This window comes from Promicromonospora sp. NPDC057488 (genome assembly GCF_042802395.1).
Taxonomy (GTDB): domain Bacteria; phylum Actinomycetota; class Actinomycetes; order Actinomycetales; family Cellulomonadaceae; genus Promicromonospora.
In genome coordinates this window covers 1-25,941 of record NZ_JBHVEG010000051.1, presented here as the reverse complement: position 1 = coordinate 25,941, position 25,941 = coordinate 1, and the positions used below count along the sequence as shown (strand labels likewise).

The 25,941-nt window shown below is 73.7% G+C and carries 20 protein-coding genes; 2 read left to right on the top strand and 18 right to left on the bottom strand.

Going from position 1 to position 25,941, the window contains the following annotated elements; translation table 11 throughout:
- Positions 1 to 6: 6 nt before the first annotated feature.
- The 13 genes from ACFU5G_RS12915 to phnD all read right to left on the bottom strand — a co-directional run bounded on the left by ACFU5G_RS12915 (position 7) and on the right by phnD (position 13,691).
- Positions 7 to 2,025 (bottom strand): DHA2 family efflux MFS transporter permease subunit, encoded by a 2,019-nt coding sequence (locus ACFU5G_RS12915; RefSeq protein ID WP_377244737.1) that lies wholly within the window; start codon positions 2,023 to 2,025, stop codon positions 7 to 9.
- 110 nt (positions 2,026 to 2,135) lie between these two features.
- Positions 2,136 to 3,728: an FAD-dependent oxidoreductase gene (locus tag ACFU5G_RS12910; protein ID WP_377244734.1), complete on the bottom strand. Its 1,593-nt coding sequence runs from the start codon at positions 3,726 to 3,728 to the stop codon at positions 2,136 to 2,138.
- Entirely contained in the window at positions 3,725 to 4,624 is a 900-nt protein-coding gene (locus ACFU5G_RS12905; RefSeq protein WP_377244731.1) for an FAD:protein FMN transferase, read from the bottom strand. Before ACFU5G_RS12905 ends, ACFU5G_RS12910 begins: the two co-directional genes overlap by 4 nt.
- Complete coding sequence (locus tag ACFU5G_RS12900; protein ID WP_377244728.1) at positions 4,617 to 5,072, bottom strand: hypothetical protein; 456 nt, start codon at positions 5,070 to 5,072, stop codon at positions 4,617 to 4,619. Before ACFU5G_RS12900 ends, ACFU5G_RS12905 begins: the two co-directional genes overlap by 8 nt.
- 57 nt (positions 5,073 to 5,129) lie before the next feature.
- Positions 5,130 to 6,401 (bottom strand): sodium:proton exchanger, encoded by a 1,272-nt coding sequence (locus tag ACFU5G_RS12895; RefSeq protein ID WP_377244725.1) that lies wholly within the window; start codon positions 6,399 to 6,401, stop codon positions 5,130 to 5,132.
- Between the two features lie 308 nt (positions 6,402 to 6,709).
- A complete protein-coding gene (locus tag ACFU5G_RS12890; protein ID WP_377244722.1) occupies positions 6,710 to 7,759 on the bottom strand; it encodes a peptidase C39 family protein in 1,050 nt (349 codons plus the stop codon).
- Positions 7,752 to 8,810 (bottom strand): iron-siderophore ABC transporter substrate-binding protein, encoded by a 1,059-nt coding sequence (locus ACFU5G_RS12885; protein ID WP_377244719.1) that lies wholly within the window; start codon positions 8,808 to 8,810, stop codon positions 7,752 to 7,754. Before ACFU5G_RS12885 ends, ACFU5G_RS12890 begins: the two co-directional genes overlap by 8 nt.
- Before the next feature lie 133 nt (positions 8,811 to 8,943).
- Positions 8,944 to 9,798: a helix-turn-helix domain-containing protein gene (locus tag ACFU5G_RS12880; RefSeq protein ID WP_377244716.1), complete on the bottom strand. Its 855-nt coding sequence runs from the start codon at positions 9,796 to 9,798 to the stop codon at positions 8,944 to 8,946.
- Positions 9,799 to 9,808: 10 nt separating this feature from the next.
- Positions 9,809 to 10,405 carry a TetR/AcrR family transcriptional regulator gene (locus tag ACFU5G_RS12875; protein WP_377244713.1) on the bottom strand — a complete coding sequence of 199 codons (597 nt, stop codon included), beginning with the start codon at positions 10,403 to 10,405 and terminating at the stop codon, positions 9,809 to 9,811.
- Positions 10,402 to 11,190, bottom strand: a complete 789-nt coding sequence (locus ACFU5G_RS12870; protein WP_377244710.1) for a tyrosine-protein phosphatase — start codon at positions 11,188 to 11,190, stop codon at positions 10,402 to 10,404. The genes ACFU5G_RS12875 and ACFU5G_RS12870 overlap by 4 nt, the downstream gene beginning before the upstream one ends.
- Positions 11,187 to 11,996 carry a phosphonate ABC transporter, permease protein PhnE gene (gene phnE, locus ACFU5G_RS12865; protein ID WP_377244707.1) on the bottom strand — a complete coding sequence of 270 codons (810 nt, stop codon included), beginning with the start codon at positions 11,994 to 11,996 and terminating at the stop codon, positions 11,187 to 11,189. The genes ACFU5G_RS12870 and phnE overlap by 4 nt, the downstream gene beginning before the upstream one ends.
- Complete coding sequence (locus tag ACFU5G_RS12860) at positions 11,977 to 12,759, bottom strand: phosphonate ABC transporter ATP-binding protein (protein WP_377244704.1); 783 nt, start codon at positions 12,757 to 12,759, stop codon at positions 11,977 to 11,979. The genes phnE and ACFU5G_RS12860 overlap by 20 nt, the downstream gene beginning before the upstream one ends.
- Positions 12,760 to 12,761: 2 nt before the next feature.
- Positions 12,762 to 13,691 (bottom strand): phosphate/phosphite/phosphonate ABC transporter substrate-binding protein, encoded by a 930-nt coding sequence (phnD, locus tag ACFU5G_RS12855; RefSeq protein WP_377244701.1) that lies wholly within the window; start codon positions 13,689 to 13,691, stop codon positions 12,762 to 12,764.
- A gap of 197 nt (positions 13,692 to 13,888) precedes the next feature.
- On the opposite strand from phnD, the gene ACFU5G_RS12850 reads away from it, so the two are divergent.
- Positions 13,889 to 14,629, top strand: coding sequence for a MerR family transcriptional regulator (locus tag ACFU5G_RS12850; RefSeq protein ID WP_377244698.1), 741 nt, complete (start codon positions 13,889 to 13,891; stop codon positions 14,627 to 14,629).
- A gap of 335 nt (positions 14,630 to 14,964) precedes the next feature.
- Here ACFU5G_RS12850 and ACFU5G_RS12845 read toward each other — a convergent pair whose 3' ends face one another.
- The 4 genes from ACFU5G_RS12845 to ACFU5G_RS12830 all read right to left on the bottom strand — a co-directional run bounded on the left by ACFU5G_RS12845 (position 14,965) and on the right by ACFU5G_RS12830 (position 24,639).
- Positions 14,965 to 16,863: an HNH endonuclease gene (locus ACFU5G_RS12845; RefSeq protein ID WP_377244695.1), complete on the bottom strand. Its 1,899-nt coding sequence runs from the start codon at positions 16,861 to 16,863 to the stop codon at positions 14,965 to 14,967.
- A gap of 208 nt (positions 16,864 to 17,071) precedes the next feature.
- A complete protein-coding gene (locus ACFU5G_RS12840) occupies positions 17,072 to 19,915 on the bottom strand; it encodes a cation-translocating P-type ATPase (RefSeq protein WP_377244692.1) in 2,844 nt (947 codons plus the stop codon).
- A gap of 13 nt (positions 19,916 to 19,928) precedes the next feature.
- Positions 19,929 to 22,778, bottom strand: coding sequence for a TIR domain-containing protein (locus tag ACFU5G_RS12835; protein WP_377244689.1), 2,850 nt, complete (start codon positions 22,776 to 22,778; stop codon positions 19,929 to 19,931).
- A gap of 43 nt (positions 22,779 to 22,821) precedes the next feature.
- A complete protein-coding gene (locus ACFU5G_RS12830) occupies positions 22,822 to 24,639 on the bottom strand; it encodes a flavin-containing monooxygenase (protein WP_377244686.1) in 1,818 nt (605 codons plus the stop codon).
- A gap of 126 nt (positions 24,640 to 24,765) precedes the next feature.
- Between ACFU5G_RS12830 and ACFU5G_RS12825 the strand changes: the two genes are divergently transcribed.
- A complete protein-coding gene (locus tag ACFU5G_RS12825; protein WP_377244683.1) occupies positions 24,766 to 25,356 on the top strand; it encodes a TetR/AcrR family transcriptional regulator in 591 nt (196 codons plus the stop codon).
- On the opposite strand, the gene ACFU5G_RS12820 is transcribed toward ACFU5G_RS12825, so the two are convergent.
- Positions 25,353 to 25,898: a DUF2127 domain-containing protein gene (locus tag ACFU5G_RS12820; RefSeq protein ID WP_377244681.1), complete on the bottom strand. Its 546-nt coding sequence runs from the start codon at positions 25,896 to 25,898 to the stop codon at positions 25,353 to 25,355. The genes ACFU5G_RS12825 and ACFU5G_RS12820 overlap by 4 nt on opposite strands.
- Positions 25,899 to 25,941: the final 43 nt, after the last annotated feature.

Here is a 25,941-nt window from a genome sequence, read left to right as displayed (position 1 = left end):
GGCCGGTCAGCCGGCGGGTGTGCCGGACCGGTCCGTCCGGTCGGCCAGGATCTGGAGCGTGAGCTGGTCGACAAGCTGCGCGACCTCCGGCTCGTCGCCGCCGGGCCACTGCTCCACGTACTGCCGCAGCCGCTCCCGTTCCGCCTCCCGGATGGCCTCCGCGACGACGTCGCCGGCGGGCAGCGCCCGGACGGTGTCGCCGTCGACCGCGACGAGCCCGCGGGTCGCGAGGGTGTCGGCGACGTCGCGGACGACGCCCTCGGGGCGACCGGTGCGCTCGGCCATGAGCCGCACGGACCGGGTGTGCTTGAGCGAGACGCGGGTGAGCATCCACGCCTGGCCGGGCGTCAGGCCGACGTCCTGCGCCACGAGGTCGTAGACCCGCAGGGGGTCGCGCTTGCCCACGCGGCGCCACAGGATCAGGCGCAGCTCCTCGAGCGAGGTGCGCGACGACGGGAGGGCGAAGGTGGCGCCCGCCGCGTGGCCGGCCTCGTCGTCGCCGCCGCGCGTGGCGGTGCGCAGCTCCACCTCGGGCAGCAGCCACGTGAGCAGGAACGCGAGCGCCGCGACCGGCACCGCGCCCAGGAAGACGATGTGCAGCGCCTGCGTGTACGCGTCGAGGAACCAGCTCTGCACGTCGGGCGGGCACTGCGCGAGCGCCTGCGTGGACGCCGTCAGGGCGGCGGGCCCGCAGACGCCCTGGGCGGCGTCCGGCACGGAGGTCGCGGCCTCGGCCGCGAGCCGGTTGGCGAAGATCGTGCCGAACACCGCGACGCCCACGGACGAGCCGATGGTGCGGAAGTACGTGGTGCCCGACGTCGCGGTGCCGAGGTCGCGGTAGCTCACCGCGTTCTGGACCGCGATGACGAGCACCTGGGTGACCATGCCGAGTCCGGCGCCGAACACGAACATGCTCAGGCCCGCCTCGAGGGTGGTGGTGCCCTGGTCCATGAGGGAGAGCAGGTAGAGCCCCACGGCCGTGACCGCCGTGCCGGCGATCGGGAAGACCTTGTAGCGCCCGGTGCGGGAGATGAGCTGCCCCGAGCCGATGGACGTGATCAGCAGGCCGAGCATCATGGGCGTCATCTCCAGCCCCGACTCGGTGGGCGTGGAGCCCTTGACCGTCTGCAGGTACAGGGGGATGAAGGTGATGGCGCCGAACATCGCGAAGCCGACGGCGAACCCGATGACCGCGGCCACCGAGAAGACCTTGTTGCGGAACAGGTGCAGCGGCAGCACCGGCTCGGGCGCGCGCCGCTCCACGGCCACGAACGCGACCAGCCCCACGACCGCGAGCGCCGCCATGGCGTAGACGGGGGCGGAGCTCCACTCCCAGGTGGTGCCGCCCAGGCTGGTGAGCAGCACGACCGCCGTCGAGATGGTGGCGAGCAGGATGATGCCCGCGTAGTCGATGCGGGGCCGGGTGTCCGTGGTGATGCGGGGCAGCACGGAGCCGACGACGGCGAGCGCGACGATCCCGACGGGGATGTTGACGTAGAAGACCCAGCGCCAGTCGAGGTTGTCGACGAAGAACCCGCCGAGCAGCGGGCCGGCGACCGAGGAGACGCCGAAGACCGCACCGAACAGCCCCTGGTAGCGGCCGCGGTCCCGGGGCGGCACGACGTCGCCGATGATCGCCTGGGAGAGCACCATGAGCCCGCCGCCGCCCACGCCCTGCACGGCCCGCCACGCGATGAGCTGGCCCATCGTCTGCGACGTGCCGGACAGGATCGACCCGACCAGGAAGATCAGGATGCAGGCGATGAACAGGGTCTTGCGGCCGAACAGGTCGCCGAGCTTGCCCCAGAGCACCGTGGTGGCGGTGCTCGCGAGCATGTAGGAGGTCACGACCCAGGACAGGTGCTCGGCGCCGCCGAGCTCGGAGACGATCGTGGGCAGCGCGGTGGCGACGATGGTCTGGTCGAGGGCGGCGAGCAGCATCGCGAGCATCAGCCCGCCGAAGATGGCCCAGACCCTGGCCTGCGGCAGTACCTGCGGTTCCGCCGCTGCGCTCGGTGCGGTCATGCGGTGCCTCCCGGGTCCGGTGGACGACGAGGCCCGCACGCCCGTGCGTGTGCCCCCGGAGGCAGGTTGTCACGGCCCGCGCGGGTCGGCGCGGGGAGGGGGCCGGGCCGTCAGCCGGCGTAGCCCAGGAACGCGTCGGTGCGCACCCGCCGCACGCCCGCGGCGCGCGCCTGACGCCGGACGGTAGCGACAGCCCGGGGCGGTCCGGAGACCAGCACCTCGCGGTCCCGCAGCGCGGGGACCGCGGCCTCCAGCGACCCGTCGGTGTCCAGGGTCCCGTCGAGCCAGACCCATCCCGCGGGCGGACGGCGGCCGTCGCGCAGCACCGGGCCGTCGGGCCCGCACCCCGGGGAGCCGGCCGGCACGACGGCGACCACCGCCGACGCGCCGGGCACCTCCTCGGGCAGGGGCAGCTCGGCGGCGTCGCGCACCGCGTGCACGAGCACCGCGTCGCGGCCCCCGGGGACCGGCCCAGCGAGGTGCGCGAGGAACGGCGTCACGCCGACCCCGGACGCGACCAGGGCGACCGGCCCCCGCGCGGGCAGCAGGAAGTCGCCCGCGACGCCCGTGGCGCGCACCTCGTCCCCGGGCGCGAGCGCCGCCAGCGCGGCCTTGACGGCCGAGGGGCGCTCGCCCACCCGGGTCAGCAGCCGCACCTCCCCCGACGCCGGGTCCGACGCGAGCGACAGCACGCGCCGGCGGCCCCGGCCGTCGCGGGCCGCCGTCGGGACGTCCACCTCCAGGTACTGGCCCGGCAGGGCACGCAGCGGGTGCGCGGGCTCGAACCGGAGGTCGAGCAGCGAGCCGCGCCGCTCCGCCGTCCGCAGCCGCAGCACGACGCCGCGCCGCTGCCCGAACCCGAACGCCAGCACGTTGCCGGCCAGCAGGGCGAGCTCCGGGGTCACGGCCACGGGCACGAACAGCGGCAGCGCGGTGCCCACCGCGACGAGCAGGGCGACGGCGGCCCGCTGCGCGCGCCGTGGCGGCGTCGTCAGCGGCTCGGAGAGCATGAACCCGGCCAGGAACACGATCGGGCTCGCACTGACGGCCCACCAGGCGGCGTCCGCCAGGGGTGTGCCGAGCAGCAGGTAGCCCGCGGTCGCCAGGGCCCAGGCAGGCACCGCGTACAGGGCGGCGTAGCCGAGGCGTCCCGTGCGCCACAGCACCAGCAGCGCGCCGAGCGCGACCACCGGCAGCAGCGCCGCACTGCCGACCCACCACAGCGCCGAGCCGATACCGGGGACGACGAGTCCGACGAGCGCGACACCCACCGCACCGGCGGCGGCCGGGTTGAGCACGTGCCGGCCGCGCCAGGCGAGCACGAACTTGCTCAGCCCGGCCACGAGCCCGGCGACCGCGACCGTGGCCAGGGCGGCGGGCGTCAGGTCGGGCCACAGCAGCAGGAACAGGATCAGCCCCGTGATCGCCCACGAGCCCGGGTGCGGGCGCACTCCCGCGACCCGCGCCCCGGCGGCCGTCCCCGCCCAGGTCGCGGCCAGCGCCACGGCGGCGCTGACCAGCATCGCGACCGGGTCGGCGGCCAGCACGCCCGCGGCCGCGAGCCCGACGGCGGCGGCCGCGACCACCCCGAGCGCGGTCAGCACCAGGGTGTACATCGAGACCTGCCCCAGAGCCGCCGTGAGCCGGGCAGCGGACGAGGCCCGGCGGGCGCCGGTCGTCGCGGGGACCGCGATCGTGGTCACGCGAACACCTGCCCGTCCACCCCGACGGCCTCCAGCGGACCCCGGCGCGGCATCCGCACCACGCCGGTCACGGGCAGCAGCTCGCGGACGGCGGCCGGTTCGAGGAAGAACGCGGCGGTCGCGGCGGCGTCGGCCAGCAGGGCGGTGGGCGCCACCGCCCACGTCGCGACGACGTCGGTAGTGGGCAGGCCCGTGCGGGCGTCGAGCACGTGGTGCAGCCCGTCGCCCCAGACGCGCCGGTTGGTGGCCGACGCGCACACCGCGCCGCCGCCGGCGGGCAGCCGCACCAGGCCGACGGCCCGGCGCGGGTCCCGGGGGTGCTCCAGCGCGACGCGCAGCCCGCCGCCGCCCACCTGGCGGATGTCGCCGCCGGCGTCGACCGTGCAGGGACCGGTGCCGGCGTCCGCCAGCACGCCCGTGACGAGGTCGACGAGCCGGCCCTTGCCCACGGCGCCGACGTCGAGCAGCAGGGAGCCGGCCGGGTGGACCGTCGAGGTCGTGGCGTCCCAGCCGAGCTCCGCCCAGGCGGGCACCGGGCCGCGGGGGCCGGTGCGGGGGCGCAGCGTGTAGTCGGCGTCGTATCCCAGGTCCTCCAGGGCGTGGCCGACGAGCGGGTTCACGGCGCCGCCGGTGGCCTCGGCGAGGGTGGCGTACACCTGGAGCATCGCGTCGCCGTCGGCGTCGACGTGGTGCCGGCGGGGGCGCCGGGCCAGGTCGTGCACGAACGAGTCGGTGCGGAACCGCGACCAGGTCGCGTCGAACGTGGCGATCTCGCGGCGCACCGCCGCCGCGACGTCGTGCGGCAGCGGTGCGGGCGTGTCGATGATCCAGCGGGTGCCGATCGCCTCGAACGCGAGTCGGCCGGGGGCCGCGGTGGCGATGGTCGGCTCACGCACGGGCCTGCTCCTCGATCTGGGTCACGGCGTCCTCGAACCCGCCCGAGGTGAGCGAGGAGCCGGCGACCTTGTCCACGTGGAGCTGGTCGAGCGCGACGCCGACCACCTCGTCCGAGATGCCCGACGCGAACTGCTGCTGGTACTGCGCGGAGGTCGCGTCGTCGGCCTCCGGGGTGACGGTCACGGCGGTGACCACGCCGTCGGCGATGGTCAGCTCGACGCCGACCGACTCGGTGCCGCCCGGGGAGACGTAGCTGCCGTCGGCCGAGTAGGTGCCGTCGGTGTAGGCGCCGTCGGTGGAGGTGCTCGACGACTCCGCGGAGACGACGCTCCTGGACGGGGAGGCGCCCTCGTCGGCGGCGGTGCTGCTCGCGCAGCCGGCGAGGGCGAGCCCCGCGGCGAGCGGTGCGAGGCCGATGAGGACGCGGCGTCGGACGGTGTGGTTCATGACGGTCTCCTGTCGGTGTCGATAGGAGCCATCACATGCCGCCCGGATGGACCGGACCTAGGACGCGGTTGTGAGTTCCCTGTGTCGCCGGAACGGCGCGACGAGCGTCGGCACGACATGCTTGCGGTGCACGACCAGCACGACCACCGTGACGAGGGCGTAGATCCCGGAGAGCGCGAACCGGCCCGTGGTCGAGGTCACGGCGAACTGGACGGCGAACAGGCCCAGCAGCGTCCAGGCCGACCAGCGGTGGAAGCGCAGGGACAGCAGGATCGCGACGCCCATCATGGTCTGGGTGGCCGTGAGCAGCACCTCCTCGACCTGGCGGGTGTCCAGGACGAGCGACGCGGTGCCGCCGCCCAGCAGGTAGGCGATGGGCAGGGAGCCCACGAGCAGGGTCCACTGGTTGATCTTCGAGGAGATCAGGGTCGCGATGGCGGCGGTGCCCTTGCCGCGCCACGCGAACAGCACGGCGATGATGAACTCGGGCGCCTCGGAGGCGAGCGGCGCGAGCCACTGCACCAGCAGGAAGTCGTCGATGCCCAGCCGCGTGCCCGACTCGACGAGCGACTCCGCGAACGGCTCGGCGCAGGCCAGGATCACGGCGGCGGCGAGCACGAACAGCGCGACGACGGTGGCGCGGCGGGCGCGGCGCGGCAGGTTGCCGACGGCGGCGGCGGTGCCGATCAGGTCGGGCTCCTCGGCGCCGCCGCGGGTCAGCTTGTACATGTAGAACCCGAACCACGCGATGAGCGCGACGCCGAGCACCAGGTGGATGTGGCCGGTGGCGGGGATGACGAACGCGACGACGCCGGCGACCAGCAGGAAGCCGAGCTCCAGCCGGTTCTCGGGCTCCAGCGCGAGCGCCGTGGCGGGCCTCTTGTTCAGCCGGCCCGCGACGTACAGCGACACGAGCACGACCAGCGGCCAGCCCAGCCCCAGGAGCAGGCGGTTGGACCCGGTCATGTTGGCGGCGGCGTACTGCACGTACGTCGGGTCGGACCCGGCCGTGTAGGCGTAGTAGAGGTCGACGGCGTACTCGGGCAGCACCGCGATGAGGGCCAGGACGGCGATCGCGAACCCGCCGGACACGTCGACCTGGGCCGCCTCGGCCGCCCAGGCCAGCACGAACGACGCGGCGACGACGGCGGCGCCGAACAGCACGAGTGCCAGGACGGGCTCGGGGTGGGTGCCGGTCAGGCGCAGGAAGAGCGCGGGGGCCATGACGACCAGCGCGATCAGCAGGGAGCGGACCAGGGTGCCGACACCGGGCACGCGGCCCGGCGGCGATCCGGCGGGGTGCTGCTCCTGGACGGTGACAGCGGACATGAGGGCCTCCTCGACAGCAGCCGAGGGCGTCCGCGACAGGGCAGAGCGCAGACCTCGACCAGTGGACACAGAACTGGTCGAAGGTCTCGCCCACCGCGTCTGCGGCGAGATGACCGGGCGCGCTGCGCCAGTATGTCGATCACCTCTGCCGGACACGTCGGCCCGGCCGGGCTACTCCCCTTCGCTGCCCCCACCGTACGGTCGCGGGCCTACGGAAGGAAGTTTTCCGGCGGTGAGAACGGTCACGGAAGTTTCGTACTCTGACCTGCGAAAACGCGTCTTCGCACGGCCGAAGAAAGGTCTGCCCGCTACCCGTACGACGGCGGGCTGATCCGCACGGCGGCCCGGTACCCGGCGCCCTCCATCGTGGACATCTCGTCGAGCGCGGCGTCCGCCACGGGGAGCAGGTGCGCGTCGACCCAGGTCTCCCCCGTCGTCGTGCCGACCCACGGGTCCTCGACCACCACCGCCCCGGGCACGGCGGCATGGCACAGCACCCAGTGCGGCACGTCGACGCCGAGCATCGCCGTCAGCGAGACCAGCAGCACCACGCGCTCGCCGTCGTCGAGGGCGGCGCGCAGGGCGGGCAGCGTCAGGCGGCGGCCGTCGACCGGGAGCCCGGCCGCGGCGGCGTCCTCGCGCGAGAGCTCCTGGAGCAGGGCACGCCAGTCCCGGTCACCCTCGGGGTAGGCCTCGACGATCACCGGCCCGTCGGTGTCCAGGGCGACGACGACGCCCGAACCCGGCCACCGCCGGTGCACCGCGAGGCCGAGGCGCACCGGGTCGCACGCCGGAAAATTCGTTGCCTCCCGCCAGAGCGACAGCTCCAGGCGCCGGTCGAGCGCCTCGCCGCCGAGCGCGCCCAGGTGCGCCTGGGCCATCGCCGCACCGGCGGCGCCGCACGTGAAGTGGGTGGTCTGGCGGTAGTGGGCGGGCTCGTCCAGGTCGACGTCGTCGAGCCAGCGGACGTACCCGGTGGTGGGCTGGGCGTCGTCGGGCGCGCGCATGGGCCGGAATCCCGCGGCCGCGGGCGCCGTCCCCGCCGTCCACCCCTCCCACTTGACCTGGACCAGGCCGCGCTCGCGGGCGTGCTGGACGACGGCGTCCGCGGCGAGCGCGGCGTCGCCCACGGCGTCGACGATCTTGAGGTACGCGGTGCCCGGCCGGGCCGTGACCAGCGCGGCCCCCTGTGGCCGGTCCTGGTCGCCGACGAGGACCAGCCGCGGGTCGTGCGCCGACCGGTCGGCCGAGGCCCACCGGTCGAGCACCTCGCGCGGCGCGATGCGGTCCAGCCCCGCGGGCAGGCCCGCCGGGTCGTACGGGACGACGACGGCGGGCCCGCCCGCGGCGTCACTCACCGGTCAGGGCGTCCGCGAAGGCGTCGACCGCCTGGAGCGTCGACCGGGGGCCGCCCGCACCCCAGACCAGCGGGAACTCGTACGCCCGCCCTTCCTCGACGGCCGGGAGGGAGGTCCAGAGCTCGCTCTCCTCCAGGGCGTCCACGTAGCCGGTGGTGTCGCCGTTGGAGAAGAACAGGTTGGCGTCGCCGACGGCGGTCAGGCCCTCGATGTCGGTCTGGGCGAGGCCGTACTCGGCGTTGAGGCCGCCGGTACCGTGGGAGTCGTTCACGTCCGCGTCCCAGGCGGGGTCGAGCCCGAGCTCCTTGCCGAGCTCGATGAACAGGGAGCCCTCGGTGTAGGGGCGCAGGCTCAGGTTGCCGCCCTGGATCCAGCCGTCGAAGAAGAGGAAGTCGGTCGTCGGCAGGTCGAGCGCCGCCACCTCCGCCTTGCGCTCGGCGAGGTGGGCGTCGAACTCGGCGAGCACCTGCTCGGCGCGCTCGGTGCGGCCGGTCGCCTCCGCGATCAGGGAGAAGACGTCCTTCATGTTGCCGACCGGGTCCTCCGGGTCGTTGCCCCGCGCCACCAGCACCGGGACGCCCTGGCGCTCGAACTGGGCGATGGCCTCGTCGTCGTCGGTGAAGCCCTCGATGATCACGAGGTCCGGGTCGGCGGCGAACAGGGCGGTGGCGTCGGGCTCCTCGCGGGTGCCGACGTCGGCGACGCCCTCGGGGAGCTTCTCGGCCGAGACCCAGGTCGAGTAGCCCTCGGGGTCGGCGACGGCGACGGGCGTGACGCACAGCGTGAGCGCGTCCTCCACCTCCTGCCACTCCAGCACGGCGATCCGCTCGGCGGGCCGGTCCAGCTCGACGGTGCGGCCGACGCCGTCCACCAGGGAGACGGGGCCGGAGGCCGTCTCCGTCGTGTCCTCGGCGCAGCTCCCGGAGGCGGGGGCCGACGGCTCCGGGGCGGCGGCGTCGACCTCGGTGGTCCCGCATCCGGTGACGACGAGCGCGAGCGCGAACGCCGCGGCCGCCACTGCTCCGGCGGGGGTTCTCCTGGGCACGACCATGAGCACTTTCCTCTTTCTGCTGTGGTGCGGGACGGGGGCACTGGCGCCCGGGCCGGCTCCAGCCGGCGCGTCCACTGAGGTGAGCCTAAGTAAGGCTTACCTCAGTCCGCAATGCCGCACATCCGACAGCAGATCAGGGTTTCCGGCCACCGTCCTCGGCAGCAAAAGCGCCCGGCGTCGTGCCCATGACGCGCCGGAACGCGTCGATGAACGTGCTGGGGTGCGCGTAGCCGAGCTCGTCGGCGACGTCCTGCACGGGGTGACCGGCATCGAGGAGCTCCAGGGACCGGTGCACGCGCACGGCCTGCCGCCACTGCGCGAACGAGAGCCCCGTCGTGGCGCGGAACACGCGCGTGATGGTCCGCGCGCTCGTCCCGGACGAGCGTGCCCACTCGTCCAGGGAGCGCTCGTCGGCCGGGTCGGCGAGCAGGGCCTCGACGATCGTTTCGACGCGGTCGTCGGCGGGCAGCCGCACGGCGAGCTGCCGGTCCGAGGGCACCAGGACGTCGAGGACCACGGCCTCCGCCCGCGCGCGGGCGGCGGGGTCGAGGTCGGGGCGCGCGAGGTGGACCAGGAGCGCCTGCAGCACGGGGACCATCGCGACGACGGTGGTGGTGTCGAGGCCGGGCGGGGTCTGCCCGGCCGTGGTCCGGCCCGGTGCGAAGAACGCGTCGTAGAGCTCGACCCCCGCCGTGAGCCTGCCCGCGTGCTCCTGCCCGGCCGGGAGCCAGAGGCCGAAGCCCTCCGAGACGGTGAAGACCTGCGCGCCCACCCGGGCGGTCAGGGTGCCGTGCCGCACCCACACCAGCTCGTGCGCGGTGTGGACGTGCGGTTCCCACTCCGTGGCGACGGCCACGGAGTGGGACTCGACGGCGATGGTGAACTCGGCCGGGGCGCCCGCCGGGACGGGGTAGGTGCGGCCGACCGACGCCCGGGGGTCACGCCGCCAGGAACCGCGCGCGTCGCCGGGGCGGGTGGTGGCTGCCATACGGCGAAGTCTAGGGAGCGGCCATGCCCCGCCACGCGACCCGGATGCCCTCCCGGCAGCGCGCCAGCGCCTCCGGGTCGTCGAGGGTCACGCCGCGCACCACGAACTGGTAGTAGAAGACGCCGTTGACCAGGTCGATGCACGCGTCCACGTCGATGTCGGGGCGCAGCTCGCCCCGCTCGATCCCCGCCCGCAGCACCGCGACCATGCCGCCCCGGCGGCGCGAGACGTGCGACCGCCAGTACGCCTGGGCGAGCTTGCGGTCCGTCATCGCCAGCCGCATGCGCAGCCGGAACCGCTCCTCCGAGTACGTCTCGCGCGTCGCGGACGGCGCCGTGGTGTACGCGTCCAGGACGTTCTGCAGCAGGTCGCCGTCCAGCGGGATGGTGTGCGGCGCGCGGCCCCGGTCGAGCGCCGTGGCGACCAGGTCGGTCATGCTGGGCCACCGCCGGTAGATCGCGGCGCGGCTCACGCCGCTGCGCTCCACCACCCTGATGACGGTGATCTCCTCGCCCCGCTCCAGGAGCTCGACGGCGGCGTCGACGATCCGCTCGTCGTGCCCGTGCGAGCGCGGGCGGCCGGGGCCGCGCGCCGTACCGGCGGTCACTCGGACGGGCTCAGCGCCCGGGCCCGCAGCTGAGCGACCAGGCCGTCCGTGAGCCCGGCCGCGCGCAGGGGCGCCAGCGGGTCGCCGTGCCGCTCGGTGAGCATCGCGAACAGCTCGCGCATCGGGGCGTCCGAGAACTCCGTGCTGACGGCGGCCAGCGCCGCCGCGTCGAGCTCGATCCCGAACCGGCTCATCAGCGGCCGCATGACGGGCGCGATGCGCGCCATGATGGCCGCGGAGTTCTCGCCGGTGCGCACGTAGTCGGCCACGATGTCGTCGCGGTCGGCGCCGAGCGCCAGCAGCAGCGACGCGGCGAGCACGCCGGTGCGGTCCTGCCCGGCCGCGCAGTGGAACGCGACCGCTCCGGGCGCGTGGGCGATGATCGCGAGCGCCGTCACGATCTGCGGGGCGGCGCCCTCGTACATCCGCAGGTACATGCGGCCGAACCGGGTCTGGTCCATCATCTCGGCGCCCGGCGGGCGGGTCCCGGCGCCGTCGGCGGCCTGGCCGATGTCGGCGAGCAGCGGCACGTGGTGGTAGCTGACGTTGGAGTGCGTGCCGAGCGGCCCGCGGCCGGTGACGCCGAGCTCGTCGGTGGAGCGCAGGTCGATGATGGCCCGCACGCCGTCGTCGACCAGCGCCCGGGCGACGTCGTCGGTCACGAGGGCGAGGTCGTCGGCACGGAGGGCGAAGCCCGGGCGGACGACGCCGCCGTCGACGGCGATACCGCCCAGGTCGCGGAGGTTGACGGGGGCGCTGAGGGTGAGCGCGGGGGTACTGGTCACGTGATCTTCCTTCGGATGACGGCGCTGGCCTGGTCGATGACCGTGACCAGCACGATGATGCAGACGACGATCGCGGACAGATGCCCGTAGTCGTACATTCGCATGGCGGTGGTGAGCTCCAGGCCGATGCCGCCGGCACCGACCATGCCCAGGATGGTCGCACCACGCACGTTGCCCTCGAAGAGCAGCAGCGTGTACGACACGAGGAGCGGCCCGGCCTGGGGCAGCACGCCGTACTGCACGACCTGCCGCCGGGAGGCGCCGACGGCCTGCATGGCGGTGACCGGACCGGCGTCGACGGCCTCCATGGCCTCGGCGAAGACCTTGCCGATGGAGCCGATCGAGCCGACCGTCATCGCGAGGATGCCGGCGAACGGGCCCAGCCCCACGGCGGAGACGAACATGAGGGCGAACACGAGGTCGGGCAGCGAGCGGATGACGTTCATGACCCAGCGCGTCGGGTAGTACAGCCAGCGCGGGGCGATGTTTGAGGCAGCACCGAACGCGACGACCAGGGACAGGACGGCGCCGAGCACGGTGCCGACGATGGCCATCTGCAGCGTCTCGACCAGCAGCTCGACGATGGTGCCGAACTTGTCCCAGGTGGGCGGGAAGAGCCGCAGCAGGAAGTCGCCCATGTTGACGGTGCCCTCGCCGAGCTTCGCGAAGTCGAACTCCGCGCCGACGAAGGACCACACCAGCAGCACGCCGACGACGGGCAGGCCGAGCAGGAACCGCGCCCGGGGCACGTTGACCGCGCGCTCGAGGCGGGCCCGGGTGCGCTGGTCAGGCGTGATCGTCGACACGGTCGGCCTCCTCGTGGGCGTGGCCGTAGAGCACGTCGAGCGCCGCGGCATCGAGCTCGGCGGTCGGCGCGGAGACGAGCACCTGGCCGTGCCGCAGGCCGACGACGCGGTCGGAGTGCTCCAGCGCGAGGGCCAGCACGTGCAGGCTGACCAGCACGGGGATGCCGTCGTCGTGCGCGATCTCGCGGAGCAGGCCGAGCACGGCGTCCGACATCCGCGGGTCGAGCGACGCGACGGGCTCGTCCGCCAGGATGAGGCGTGGCCGCTGCATGAGCGCCCGCGCGATCGCGACGCGCTGCTGCTGGCCGCCCGAGAGGGACCGCGCCTGCTCGGTGGCCTTGTGGGCGATGCCGACGCGGTCGAGCAGCTCCATGGCGCGCCGGCGGTGGGCGCTGGAGAACCCGCCCGCCAGGTTGACGGGGCCGGCGTCGTGCAGGGCGCCGGTGAGCACGTTGGTGAGCACGCTGAGCCGGCCGACGAGGTTGAACTGCTGGAACACCTGGCCGACCGAGGCGCGCACGGTGCGCAGCCGGCGGCGCGGAAGGTTCGTCATGTCGTGGCCGACGACGTGCGCCGAGCCGCCGGTGATCGGCGCGAACCCGGTGAGGCTGCGCATCAGGGTCGACTTGCCGGAGCCGGACGAACCGAGGAGGGCGACCATCTCGCCCGCGTGGAGGTCGAGGTCGACGCCGTCGAGCACGAGGGGGCCGTCGCCGTAGGCGACCCGCAGGCCGCGCACCGAGACGAGTGCCGGGGCGGTCATGCTCAGCCCAGGTCCGAGATGTCGACGTCGGCGATGGCCGCGATGTCGACGAAGGGCTGGAAGATCGACGGGTCGGGGTCGACGATCGGCTCGGTGCCCTGCATGGCCTCGAACATCGCGCCGAGGGCGTCGGCGTTCTCCTCGACGAACACCTTGGGCAGCGCCTGCGCGAGCAGCTCACGCTTGTCGTCGGCGAGCTCCTGGTCGGCCAGCACCGTGACGGCGACCGGCATGGAGTCGCTCTCGCCGATCGAGCGGGTCTCGCCCTTCTCGAAGGGGAACATCGGGTCGCCCAGGCCCGCCATGGACGGGAAGATCGTCGAGGTGCAGGCGACGTCGGCCTGGCCCTCCTTCAGGGCGGTGAAGCTCATGTCGTGGCCGCCGCTGAACATCGGGGTGTAGTCGGCGTCCTTCTCCAGGCCGGCGTCGTGCAGCATGGCCACGGGCATGAAGTAGCCGGAGCTGGACGCCGGGTCGGCGAACGCGACCACGGTCTCGGGCGTGATGTCGTCCAGCGATTCCAGGGGCGAGCCGTCCAGCACGAGGCAGATCGAGACCGGGTCGTCGTTGCCCGGCCAGGCCACGAGCGAGTCGACCTCGCCCGTGTTGACCGCCAACGCGGACGGGAACCCGCTCATGAAGCCGATGTCGACGTGGTGGTTGCGCAGGGCCTCGACGACCGCCGTGTAGTCGGGCACGTCGACGATCTCGACCTCGCGGCCGGTCTCGGCCTCGACCAGGCCGGCGAACGCCTCGATGGGGTTCTCGGCGCCGGGGTCGTCACCCAGCGGCGTGGTGGCGAACGTGATCGGAGCGTCCGAGTCGGACGCGGCGGCGTCGGAGTCGGCGGAGGCCGAGGCGGAGCAGCCGGCGAGGAGGACGGCGGTGCCGAGGGCGAGCAGGCCCAGAGCCGGGAGTGCGCGGGGGCGCATGGGCGTTCCTTTCTGCGGGGCCGGGGCGATGCCCGGCGGGATATCGCGACTGGCGATATCGATATGGAACCCCGCGCAGATGGCCGTGAATTACGAGACCGCGGTCCTGTAACGGAAGCCCGGATGAAGATCGGGTGGCCGGCGCTTGACCCTTCCCTTAGGGGAGGGTTGATGGTTCTTCCCAGGAGGTGCGGCCCATGGCCTACACGATCACGCACGTCTCCCGGCTATCAGGGGTGACGCTCAAGACGCTCTACCACTACGACCGGATCGGGCTGCTCGTCCCTGCGCGGGACGAGCGCAACGACTACCGGACGTACTCGGACGGTGATCTCGAGCGTCTCCAGCAGATCCTGTTCTTCCGGGAGCTCGACATGCCGCTGGACGCGATCGCGGAGGCTCTCACGGACCGCGCCTCCCGGCTCGAGTGCCTGCTGGACCAGCGCGCCCTGCTTCGCTCCCGCGGGGCACGGCTCGCCCAGGTGCTGGCGACGCTCGAGCAGGCCATCGCACACGAGAGAAGGGGAGAACCCATGACCGCCGACAGCATGTTCACCGGCCTGGACCAGGCCGGGTGGCAGGACGCCCTCGCGGACCAGAACGCGCACCTGCGAGAGACCTACGGCGTCGAGCTCGACACCGCGGAGGTCGACGCCGACGGGATGAACGCGGCAGCCGCCGAGGCGACCGCGTTCATGGCCACCATGGCCCACGCGCTCCGGGCCGGGCTGCGCGCCGACGACCCGGTGGTCGCCGTCGCGATCGAGGGGCACATCGCGGCCCTCGCCGTCGCGCACCCGACGGACGCCGCGGGCTTCGCCGGGCAGGCGCGCTTCTTCGTCACGGACGACTTCCACCGGCAGATGCTCGAGCAGCAGCAGACCGGCCTGGCGTACTACCTGCTCCATGCCGCCGAGTCGTACCGGGACGCGGCCTGACGGGTGCCGCCTGATCGCGTGGCCTGAGTACCGGACGCCGTCCCGGCTCGTGGGGCAGCGTCCGGTGCCCGAGCGCGCGTCGCGTGCTGTGCATCTGGATGGGCTCCGAGGTCCGGCACCCGGTTGCACGGGACGAGGATCGCTGAACCAGACCCGGCGATCTTCCGGCGCGCAAACACGTCGCTCAGGCCTCCGGCAGGGACAGCGCCTCGGTCCTCGACGACGAGCGGGCCGCCAACTCAGCGGCCGCCGAACGGTACGGCTGGACGCCGGCGCGCCGAGCTTGCGCCCCAAGCCGTCATGGTGTTCTTCGTTCGCGATGATCGGTTCTCGGGTCAGAACGGCGGCTCGCCAGGTCCGGACGGGGCAGCGTTGTCGTTGTCGGAGGTGTCGGCGGTCGTCGGCGCGGTCGTGGCGTAGGCACGGGGCAGGCGGCGGCCGGTCAGGGCGCGCACGGTCAGGTCATTGCTGGTGCCAGGGTCTACCTGGTCCAGGTCCACTTGAGTGTCGAGCACCGTCGGCGGCCGGGTGTGCACCCGACCGGCAGGTGTGGTCCAGGTGGTGATTCCCGTCCTCGGGTCGCGCACGACACCCCAGCCCGCGTGTGTCTTGAGCAGGTGATGCCGCCGGCACAGCGCATGGAGGTTGTCGGCACGAGTCTGCCCACGGACAGCCCCGCCCTCACCGCCGTGCCGAGTGTCCAGCTCATGATCGAAGGGCTCGATATGGTCCAGGTCGCACGACACCGCCAGCGCGTCACAGCCGATGAAGGTGCAGGTCTCGTCCCTGGCTTCCACCGCAGACCGGAGTACCCGGCCTGGCTTGTAGGTCGTGGTGGAGTAGTCGGCCAGGACACCCGTGACCGGGTCGGTGAGCAGGCGCTGCCAGGTGGCGTCCTCAGCGAGAAGCCGTGCGATGCCTGCCGGGACCGGGCCGAACCCGTCCAGCTCAGCGGGGGCGTCGTCCAGGCCCAGGAGCGTGCTCGACGGCACGGTCACCCGGACGACGGGGCGCGTAGGCGTCACCCGCACGACCGTTTCGTGGACAACGGGCGTCTGGCCACCACACGTGCACACGGGACCGGCACTGGCAGCTCCGGCACTCGCACCGTCGGCAACGCCCGCGCCGCTACCCATGCTTGCGCCCGTGCTCGTCGCCGCGTCTTCGCTCGCAGTCGTAGCCGCCTCCGCCTGGCCGACCGCCGCAAACCGGTCCCCCGGCACCAGCCGACCAGTCACGATCCCCGTCAGACAGTCCGCGCGGAGCTGACCCAACGTCCGCTCCTCACCCGCCGTGTATCGCAGCTGGTGCGCCATGTCATCCACGACACCCCACACCGCCGCCGCATCCACCGCCGGCAGATACGCCGAGAACCAACCCATGTCGTTCTCCGCGCGATCCAACTGCACGTTCCGGTCCAACGCCGCAGCCCGGGCCGTCTCCTCGGCACCGTGCCGCGCCTTCGCGAACGCCAGCATCTTGTTCCGCAGCCACCGCCACGTCCGGAACGGAGCCTGGGGCAGGTACCGGGCGATCGCCTCGGCACGCTCAGTCACCGTCAATTGAACAGCCGACCGCAGCAGAGTGTGCGCCTTCTTCACATCGATCTGCCCCTCAACCAGCGCACCGATCACTGTGGGGTGCTCAGCACCGGACTCCGCCCGCACCACCACCTCGGACCCCTCAGCCTGCGTCACCACCAGCTCCGCCGTGACCTGACCGACCAACGAGTTATGCGCCAGCGGGCTCGACTCCCGAGAAGCCCGCTCCGCCACAACGTGCGCCTGGACCCCGGCGGCCCACGACTGCAGCCGGGCGCAGGCAGCCGCAAGGTCGCCGAGTATGTCGTCGGACAACGCAGCCAGCGACCCAGACCCGTCCTCGGTGGGGGTGGTGAGCCCGGCGCCAAGGCCCGTGACCTCACTGACCACCCGCGCCAGCTCAGCCCCCGGCGCCTCGGCCAACGCCTCCCGAAGCACCTCGGCCGGCCACAACGCCACCGGCCCGAAATCCGCAGGAGACTCCGACAAACCGCAACACACGGCGTCACGCGATCCCGGCTCCGGCGGCACCTCCATCCCGTGCCGCCCGTCATCGTCACCGAACAGCGCCTCGCACTCAGCGAACAACGCCTCGAGCCACGCATCGTCAGGCATGGTGCCGTCAACGAACGGATCCTCACGCACAACGGCCCCCGCGACCCCAGCCGGCCTGCCGTCATCCAGGAACGCCACGGGCGCCGAGCCCCCACCGCCGTCCGACCATTGCCTACCCATGCCGACACCTCCCTGAAGCCGAATAGCAGTCCAACAACACCATTCCAGCGGACCTTTGTTCGACCCTAGGCGAAGCCACCCACGCCCGCTCGTTCTTCCGCCCGCCGCGTAACCCCGCTTCCCGAACGCGCGCAACCACCCGTCCCGCTGCTACCGGACCGGCAAATCACCCCTGCCGCCGCTGCCGCACCCGCCACACCAGCTTGCGCACCTCGTCGAACCACAGCACGGTCGACGCCATCCCCACCGCCACGGCCCAGTGCGCCAGGTCGAGCCCGGCGGTACCGAAGGCGACCTGGAGGAACGGCACCTCCACGACGGCCACCTGGAGCACCACGCCCAGCCCGATCGCCGCCCACAGCCACCGCCCGGCGAACATCCGGTGGAACGCGCTGGTGGTCTCCGACCGCGAGTTGAGCACGTTGAACAGCTGCGCGAGCACGAGCGTGGTGAACCCGGCGGTGCGGGCCACGGTGAGGTCGTCGCTGCCCTCGACCAGGCCGCCGGGCAGGAAGATGTCGATGGTCAGGAGCGTCGCCACGCCCATGACCAGGCCGATGCTCAGCACGCCGGTCCACATCCGGGCGTCGATGATCCGCTCGTGCGGGCTGCGCGGGGGCCGGGCCATGACGTCGTCGGTCTCGGGGTCCACGCCCATGGCCAGGGCGGGACCGGAGTCGGTGACCAGGTTGATCCACAGGATCTGGGTGGCGAGCAGCGGCACGACGACGGCCTCCCCGCCGGCAGCCCCCTCCAGGCCCAGGACCCCGGCGAACACGACGCCGAACAGCACCGTGCACACCTCGCCCATGTTGGAGGAGAGCAGGTAGCGCAGGAACTTCTTGATGTTGTCGAAGATGATCCGGCCCTGGCGCACCGCGGCGACGATCGTGGCGAAGTTGTCGTCGCCGAGGATCATCCTGGCCGACTCCTTCGTCACCTCCGTCCCGGTGATACCCATCGCCACGCCGATGTCGGCGGTCTTCAGCGCGGGGGCGTCGTTCACGCCGTCGCCGGTCATGGCCACCACGTGCCCGTCGGCCTGGAGGGCGTCCACGATCTGCAGCTTGTTCTGCGGGGCCACGCGCGCATACACAGACACGGAGCGCGTCGTCTCGCGCAGCCCCGCGGCGTCCAGCCCGTCCAGCTCCGTCCCGGTGACCGCCCGCGCGCCCGGCTCCACGATGCCCAGGTCGCTCGCGATCCGGGTGGCCGTGACGGGGTGGTCGCCGGTGATCATCATGACGCGGATGCCGGCCCGGCGGGCCTCGGCCACCGCGGTGGCGACCTCGGGCCGGGGCGGGTCGATGATGCCGACCACGCCGAGGTAGACCAGGTCGGACTCGTGCTCCTCCAGCCCCTCGGGCCCGGTCTCCTCGGGCACCCGCCGGTAGGCGACGCCGAGCGTGCGGTACGCCTGCCCCGACAGCCGCTCGACGGCGGCGAGCGCCGCGGCCCGCCGTTCGTCGTCGAGCGGCACGGCGGTATCGCCCACCTGCACGTCGGTGCACCGCGGCAGCAGCACGTCGGGGGCGCCCTTGGTGACCAGGGCCCATGCGCCGTCGCCGGGCGGGTCCACGAGCGCGGACATGAGCTTGCGCTCGGAGGTGAACGGCACCTCGCCGCGTCGTTCGAACCCGGCGACGCGGTCGACGGTGTCGGCGAGCTTGTGCGCGGCGACCAGGAAGGCGGCCTCGGTGGGGTCGCCCTGGACGGTCCACCCGCCGTCGGCCTGGGTGAGCTGGGCGTCGTTGGCCAGGGAGCCGCCGCCGAGCACCATGACCGCCTCACGGGTCAGGGCCTCGCCGGTCAGGGGCCCGCCGCCGTCGTCCGGCCCGACCACGGCCTCGCCGTCGGGCCGGTAGCCGACGCCGGTGAGCGTGACCTCGCCCGATGCCGTGACGACCCGCTGGATGGTCATCTCGTTCTTGGTCAGGGTGCCGGTCTTGTCCGAGGCGATGACGGAGGCGGAGCCGAGCGTCTCGGCGGAGTGCAGCTTCTTGACGACGGCGTTGCGCCGCGCCATGGCCTGCACGCCGACGGCGAGGACCACGGACAGGATGGCGGGCAGCCCCTCGGGCACGGCGGCGACGGCGAGGGAGACGCCGAGCAGCAGCACGGTGACGAGGTCGGCGGGCGTGCGGACGTCGTTGACGACGGCGGCCAGCACCATCACGACGACGGCGATGCCGATCACGGTGAGGCCGAGCACCTTGCTGACGTGCGCGATCTCCCGCTGGAGCGGCGTGACCTCCTCCTCGGTGGAGTCGAGCAGCCGCGCGATGGCGCCCATCTGGGTGTCCATGCCGGTGGCCACGACCACGGCGCGTCCCACGCCCTGGGCCACGGCGGTGCCCTTGTAGACCATGTCGAACCGGTCGCCGAGCGGCGCGGGCGCCGCGAGCACGGCGGCGTCCTTGAGCACCGCCTCGCTCTCGCCGGTCAGCGACGACTCCTGCACGCGCAGGGCGGTCGCGGTCAGCAGGCGGGCGTCCGCGCCGACGGCGTCCCCCTCGGCGAGCACGAGCACGTCGCCGCGCACGAGCTCGGCGGAGCGCACGGTGACGCGCCGCCCGTCGCGCAGCACGGTGGACATGGCCTCGGTCATGGACCGAAGTGCCGCGACGGCGTTCTCGGCCTTGCTCTCCTGGACCAGCCCGAGCACCGCGTTCAGCACCACGATGGCCGCGATGACGACGGCGTCCACGGGCAGGCCGTGCGCCCCCTCGACCCACCACACCACGAGCGAGATGGCGACGGCCACCAGCAGCAGGGCCACCAGCGGGTCCCGGAACTGGTCGAGCACCTTGCGCCACACCGGCACGGGCGGCTTGGAGCGCAGCTCGTTGGGTCCGTCGTCGGCCAGGCGGCGGGCGGCCTCGGCCGCGCTCAGCCCGGTGGCGGGGTCGACGCCGAGGTCCGCGGCGACGTCGGCCGCGTCCCGTACCGACGGGTCCGGGGCGGGCAGCGGGACGGAGGGCGGCTGGGTGCGCTGCTGCGGAGAGGCCACAGTCGATCATGACTCAGCACGGCGGCTCGTACCCGATGTCCGGCAGCACCCGCGCCCACTGCTGCCTGGTGATGGCCTGCCCGGACCCGGAGCAGATCCGGTCCAGGGCGGCGTCCGCGTCGAGGTCCCACAGGTCGACGGCGCCGTGCTCGGTCCGCACGGCGAGCACGTCCTCGCCCACGAACCCGACCAGGTCCTGCGTCGTGTCCCCGACGGAGATGCTCAGGTCGAGGACCGGGGCGTCGTCCGCGAGCCGGTACACCCGCAGAGTCCGGTCGCGGCCGAGGGTGGCCAGCCGCCCGCCGGCCGCGCTGACGGCCAGGTCGTTGACGTCGCCGGAGTCGTTGATCACCGTCCGGGCCAGGAGCTCGTCGCCGAGCACCCGCCAGGTGCGCACGGTGCTGTCCCGGGCCACGCTGGCCAGCATGCCGTCGCCGGTCACGGCGAGCTCGGCCAGCTGGTAGGTGTGGCTCTGGTCGGCGGTGAGCCGAACCGGCGCACGGAAATCGGCCAGGTCCCAGAGCTCGATGACCGAGGAGAGGGTGCCCGCGACCGCGAGGACGGGCCGGCCGGGCAGGAACACGAGCGACGACCCCGCCGTCGGTACTTCGGCGACGGGCTGCGGGGCGTCCGGCGCGGTCAGGTCGTAGAGGGCGACCGGTCCGTCGAACCGCCCGACCGCCAGCAGGTCGCCGTCCGACCGGAACGACAGGGCCAGCGGCATGCCGGCCGGCCACGTCGCCAGGTGTCGAGGACGGGCGCGGTCAGAGAGGTCGAACACGTCGATCGCGCCCTCGCTCGCGATCGCCAGGGTGTCCCCGTCCGGGCTGATCCGGGGCACGACCTCACCGAAGAATGTGTCCGCGTCAGGTCCGGCGGCGATGTCGGCGGGCACGCGGGCCAGAGCCTTGGGACGCAGGGGGTCGGTCAGGTCGGCGACGTAGAGGTCGCCGTCGACCAGGCCGGCCAGGGTACGGCCGTCCGCGCTGACGTCCAGGTCCGCACGGGCCGCCGGGATCGATGCCCGGGCCCGCTGCTCCAGCGGGTCGGCCAGGTTCCAGATGCGGATCGTCCCGTCCTCGGGAGCGGCGTCGGCCCCGGCGTCCGCCCCCGGGGTCGCGACCGCCAGCGCGGCGGTACCGGGGGCGAAGGCGACGTCGTCCGCGTTCAGGGCGTCCCAGGCCGGCAGACGGAGCTCGACGAGCAGCGCCGGCTCATCCGCGGCTACGTCCCACACCCGGGCGTATCCACCCTCGCCGACGACGGCGACGCGCCCGTGGTCGCCGTAGTCCAGGACCGAGACGTACCCGTGGTAGTCCAGCGGGAGCGGCAGCGGGGTGGGGTCGCGCAGCTCGCCCGACGCCGTGACGGCCCAGCGCACCAGCGCGCCGTCCTCCTCGGCGACCAGGTGCCGGCCGTCCGGGGCGACGTCGAGCCTGCGCGCCTCGACGGCTTGCTCCCCCACCAGCGTGACCGGCCCCGGCCCGGCGACGTCCCAGACAGCCAGGATGGCGCCCGGGCCCAGGCTGCACCGGACCGCGAGCAGACCTCCCGAGCGCACGAAGCCGATCTCGTGCGCGCCCTCGTCCGCGGTGCACGGCTGCCAGGTCGCAATGGGCTCGGGGCCTGGCTCGGCGGCGGGCTCGCCGAGGTCGTCCACCGACCACAGCCGCACCGTCCCGTCGTCCGACCCGGCGGCCAGGGTGTGGCCGTCCGGGGCGAGGTCGAGCGCCTCGGTAAGGGCGGGCGCCGCGAGCCGGGCCTGCTCGGCCGGCGCGCGCGGGTCGGTCACGTCGGTCACCACGAGCTCGTCCTCGTGGCCCAGGACCAGCAGCCCGGGGCCCACGAAGCGCGCGGACGAGATGGACTCATGCTCCTCGGGTGCCCACTCGGCCAGGACCTCCAGGGTGTGCGCGTCGTACAGCCACACGTGCGCGAGGATCTCGGGGTACAACGCCGACCCGCTGTTGCCGGAGCGGGCCACGACCAGCAGCGACCCGTCGTCCGAGTAGGCGAGCGCGCTGGCCTGGATGGTGAGCTCCCGGGGGATCTCGTCACCTGCGACCAGCGCCGACCGGGCCTGCGGCGTGGGCGCGAGGCGGTAGGCCGCGGCGAGGAGCTGGCGCGCGAGGCCCGGCTGGGTGCCCCGCACGGCGTCCGCCTCGGCGACCAGCGACCCGGCCAGGGCCCGGTCGCGCTGCTCGACGGCGCCCGAGCGCTCGGTCAGCGCCCAGGCCGCGGCCGCCACCGCGAGCACCGCGACCAGGGACAGCCCGGCCCACATGGCCCGGCGGAAGCCCTGGGACCGGCGGTGCTGGGCCACGTCCACGCCCAGCAGGTCGTCCTTGCCGCGACCGTGCAGGGGCGCGGCCAGCGTGGCGACCGCGTCCTGGAAGACCGGGTCCCGAAGGCTCAGCCGCTCGGGCGGCACCTCCAGGTCGACCCACTGCGGCTCCTCGGTGAACCAGCCGCTCAGCGCGTGGGGCAGGGCGGTGGTCCGGTCCCAGTCGAAGTCACCGGCGACGTCGTCCCAGACGATCTGCCCGCCGGTGCGCACGAGCAGCACCGGGCGCCGCGGCGTCATGCTCCGCCACTGCTCCACCTCGCGCCTCACCCAGCGGGAGGAGGCCGCGCCGGGTGAGGCGACGAGGATCAGGAAGCGCGAGGTGTCCAGCGCCCGCCGGATAGTGGTCCACAGCCCGTCGGCCGGGTCCAGGGCCCGGCGGTCGCAGAACACGCGCAGCGCCCGCAGCCGGTTCCACGGGCGCGCGAACAGGTGCAGCGCGTCGCGCAGGGCCGGGCCGACCGGTCCGTCCGCGTCGTGGCTGTAGGAGACGAACGCGTCATAGCCGCCGTCAGGCACATCCCCCAATATACGGATATGCCGCTCTGGCCTGCGGCGCGACTCACGGCACCGCCGGCACCAGCACCTCGCTCATGTCCCCCTCGCGCCACCGCGCGAGCAGCCGGTGGAACGCCACGGGCCCCGGGCTGTACGACGTCGGCGCGCCGCCCTTCCGCGTGCCCTCACCGTTGTAGTACCCGGGCGTGCACTCGGCCAGGAACGCCGAGCTGTCCTGCCCGGCCCCCGCCTCCGCGATGGTCGCGGCCCAGGCGTCCTGCGCCGCCTCCGTGGGCTCGACGTACCGGGCCCCGGTCTTGGCGGCGCGGGCGACGACGGCGGCGATGTGCGCGGCCTGCTCGGACAGGATGTGCACGAAGTTCACCGAGTTGGCGTTCTGCACCCCGCCCAGGTGGAACAGGTTGGGGAACCCGTGCGTGTAGAAGCCGTGCAGTGTGCGCGGCCCGCGCGCCCAGGCGCCCAGCAGGGGCGCGCCGCCTCGCCCGTGCACCGGCAGCGTGCCCGACACGACGCCCGAGACCCCGACCTCGAACCCCGTGGCGAAGACGACGCAGTCCACCTCGTACTCCGTCTCGCCCACCACCACCGAGCTCTCGGTCATCCGGGTGACGCCGCCGTGGTCGGCGGTGTCCACCAGCGTCACGTTCGGCCGGTTGAACGCCTGCAGGTACTGGTCGCTGAACCCGGGCCGCTTGCACATGTACCGGTACCAGGGCTTGAGCGCCTCGGCGGTGCCCGGGTCCTCGACCACCTCGTCCACGCGGGCGCGGATCTGGTTCATCTTGGCGAAGTCGGCCAGCTCGTCGAGCCGCTCGCGCTCGGCCGGGTCGACGGTCGTGTCCACCGCGCCCGTGATCATCTTGCGCTGCAGCCGCGCCGTGCCGGTCCAGCCGTCGCGCGTCAGGTCCTCCGCGACGTCCTCCCCCGCGAGGATCGCCAGGAAGTTGTCCATCCGCTCCCGCTGCCAGCCCGGCTTCAGCGCGGCCGCCCACTCCGGGTCCGTGGGCCGGTTGTCCCGCACGTCGACCGACGACGGCGTGCGCTGCAGCACGTACAGGTGCGCCGCGTCGCGGGCCAGGTGCGGGATGGCCTGCAGGCCGGTCGCGCCGGTACCGATCACGGCCACGCGCTTGTCGGCGAGCCCGGTCAGGCCGCCGTCCGCCGTGCCGCCCGTGTAGCCGTAGTCCCAGCGGCTGGTGTGGAAGGTGTGGCCGCGGAAGTCCTCGATGCCCGGGATGCCGGGCAGCTTGGCCTGCGACAGCGTGCCGGACGAGACCACCACGTGCCGGGCCCGCATCGTGTCGCCCCGGTCGGTGCGCACCAGCCACTCGTCGGCGTCCTCGTCCCAGGTCAGCTCCGTGACCCGGGTGTGGAAGACGGCGTCCCGGTACAGCCCGTAGTGCTCGGCGATCCGCACGGCGTGCTGCCGGATCTCCTCGCCGGGCGCGTACCGCCACTTCGGCACGTAGCCCGTCTCCTCCAGCAGCGGCATGTACACGTACGACTCGATGTCGCAGTGGATGCCCGGGTACCGGTTCCAGTACCAGGTGCCGCCGAAGTCGCCGGCCTCGTCCATCATCCGCAGCGACTCCACGCCGGCCTCGCGCAGCCGCGCGCCGGTGACCAGGCCACCGAACCCGCCGCCCACCACCAGCACCTCGACGCGGTCGGTCAGCGGCTCCCGCTCGGTCCGCTCGGTGTAGGGATCCTTCGCGTAGTACCCGTAGTCCCCCGCGGCCCGGCGGTACTGCGCCAGGCCGTCGGGGCGGATCCGCCGGTCGCGCTCGTGGCGGTACCGCTCGCGCAGGGCGTCGGCCTCCGAGCCGGTGGGGAGTGCATCAGTGCTGGTCAGGTGGGACAAGGCAGAGCCTCTCGTCAGCAGGTCGGCGGGTGTCCCCCGCCGACCACATGAAAACGTACATGGATGTACGTTTTCAACCCCTGCTCCTGTGGCGTCCCGCACGGTGCGTCCGGTTACCCTCGGCGCATGGCGGTCGAACGAGCAGTCGAGCGGACCGGCGAACCGACCCGGCGCGACGCGGCGCGCAACCGCGAGCTCCTCGTGGCGGCCGCCCGCCGCGCCTTCGCGCGCCAGGGGCCGGACGTGCCCCTGGAGGAGATCGCGAGCGAGGCCGGCGTCAGCCGCACCACGCTGCACCGCCACTTCGCGCACCGGGAGGCGCTCGCCTCGGCCGTGCTGGAGCACAACGTCGCCGACATCGAGGCCCGCGCCGCCACCCTGTCCGGCGCCGACGACGGCGCCGAGCGGCTGTTCCACCACCTGCTGGACGTGCAGTTCGAGGTCCCGTGGCTCGGGCGCGTCGTGGCGGACGGCCGCATGCCCGGCACCGCCGACCTCGGCGAGCGGACGGCGGCGGCCCTGTCACCGCTGCTGGACCGTGCCCGGGAGCGGGGCCAAGTGCACCCCGGCGTCACCACCGAGGACGTGCTGCTCACCCTGCCCATGGTGATGGCCGTCCAGGCCGCCACGGCGGCCGGCGGCGCGCCGTCCCGCGCGGGCACCACGCGCGCCATCCTGCACCGCGGCCTGTTCACCACCGCGCCGCCGGCCGGCTAGGCACCAGCGCGCGGGAACCAGCCGTGCACCACGCTGCGCCAGGCGTCGTGGAAGGACCGTCCGATGCGCCACTCGTGCCAGGTCAGCGCCAGGATCACGGCATCCAGCAGCACGAGCGCCACGACGCCGACCCCGGGGCTGAGCACGAGCTGCACGAGCTGGACGACCAGGAGCACGCTCAGCGCGCCGACGGCCCACGGGTACACCCGGCGCGAGCCCGCCAGGAGCGCCGCGACGATCACCACCTTCACCACGCCGTGCAGCAGCAGGAACAGCCCGCCCGCGACGGCGGCCCCGTGGTCCAGCCCGGCCGCCTGGTTCAGCAGCAGGTTGGCCACCAGGTCGTGCGGGTCCTCCCGCAGCTCCTCGGCTACGGCGGCCCGGGTCAGGGCGAGGATCCGGTCCTGGTGCAGCACCAGCAGCGCGGTCCCGGCCACGAGCTCGACCAGGCCGTCCAGGCCCTTGAGCAGCACGCCCAGCACGAAGGCGGTCTCGACCAGCAGCCGACGCCGCCCGCCGCCTCCCGCCGACGGTGCGCCCATGGGTCACCACTCTGGTACCGGCGACGGCGCCCGGCCAGCGGGC

Coding starts and splice junctions, on each gene's coding strand:
- ACFU5G_RS12915 (WP_377244737.1), bottom strand. CDS start 2,025: ATGACCGCACCGAGCGCAGCGGCGGAACCGCAGGTACTGCCGCAGGCC.
- ACFU5G_RS12900 (WP_377244728.1), bottom strand. CDS start 5,072: ATGAACCACACCGTCCGACGCCGCGTCCTCATCGGCCTCGCACCGCTC.
- ACFU5G_RS12895 (WP_377244725.1), bottom strand. CDS start 6,401: ATGTCCGCTGTCACCGTCCAGGAGCAGCACCCCGCCGGATCGCCGCCG.
- ACFU5G_RS12885 (WP_377244719.1), bottom strand. CDS start 8,810: ATGGTCGTGCCCAGGAGAACCCCCGCCGGAGCAGTGGCGGCCGCGGCG.
- ACFU5G_RS12880 (WP_377244716.1), bottom strand. CDS start 9,798: ATGGCAGCCACCACCCGCCCCGGCGACGCGCGCGGTTCCTGGCGGCGT.
- ACFU5G_RS12860 (WP_377244704.1), bottom strand. CDS start 12,759: ATGACCGCCCCGGCACTCGTCTCGGTGCGCGGCCTGCGGGTCGCCTAC.
- phnD (WP_377244701.1), bottom strand. CDS start 13,691: ATGCGCCCCCGCGCACTCCCGGCTCTGGGCCTGCTCGCCCTCGGCACC.
- ACFU5G_RS12850 (WP_377244698.1), top strand. CDS start 13,889: ATGGCCTACACGATCACGCACGTCTCCCGGCTATCAGGGGTGACGCTC.
- ACFU5G_RS12825 (WP_377244683.1), top strand. CDS start 24,766: ATGGCGGTCGAACGAGCAGTCGAGCGGACCGGCGAACCGACCCGGCGC.
- ACFU5G_RS12820 (WP_377244681.1), bottom strand. CDS start 25,898: ATGGGCGCACCGTCGGCGGGAGGCGGCGGGCGGCGTCGGCTGCTGGTC.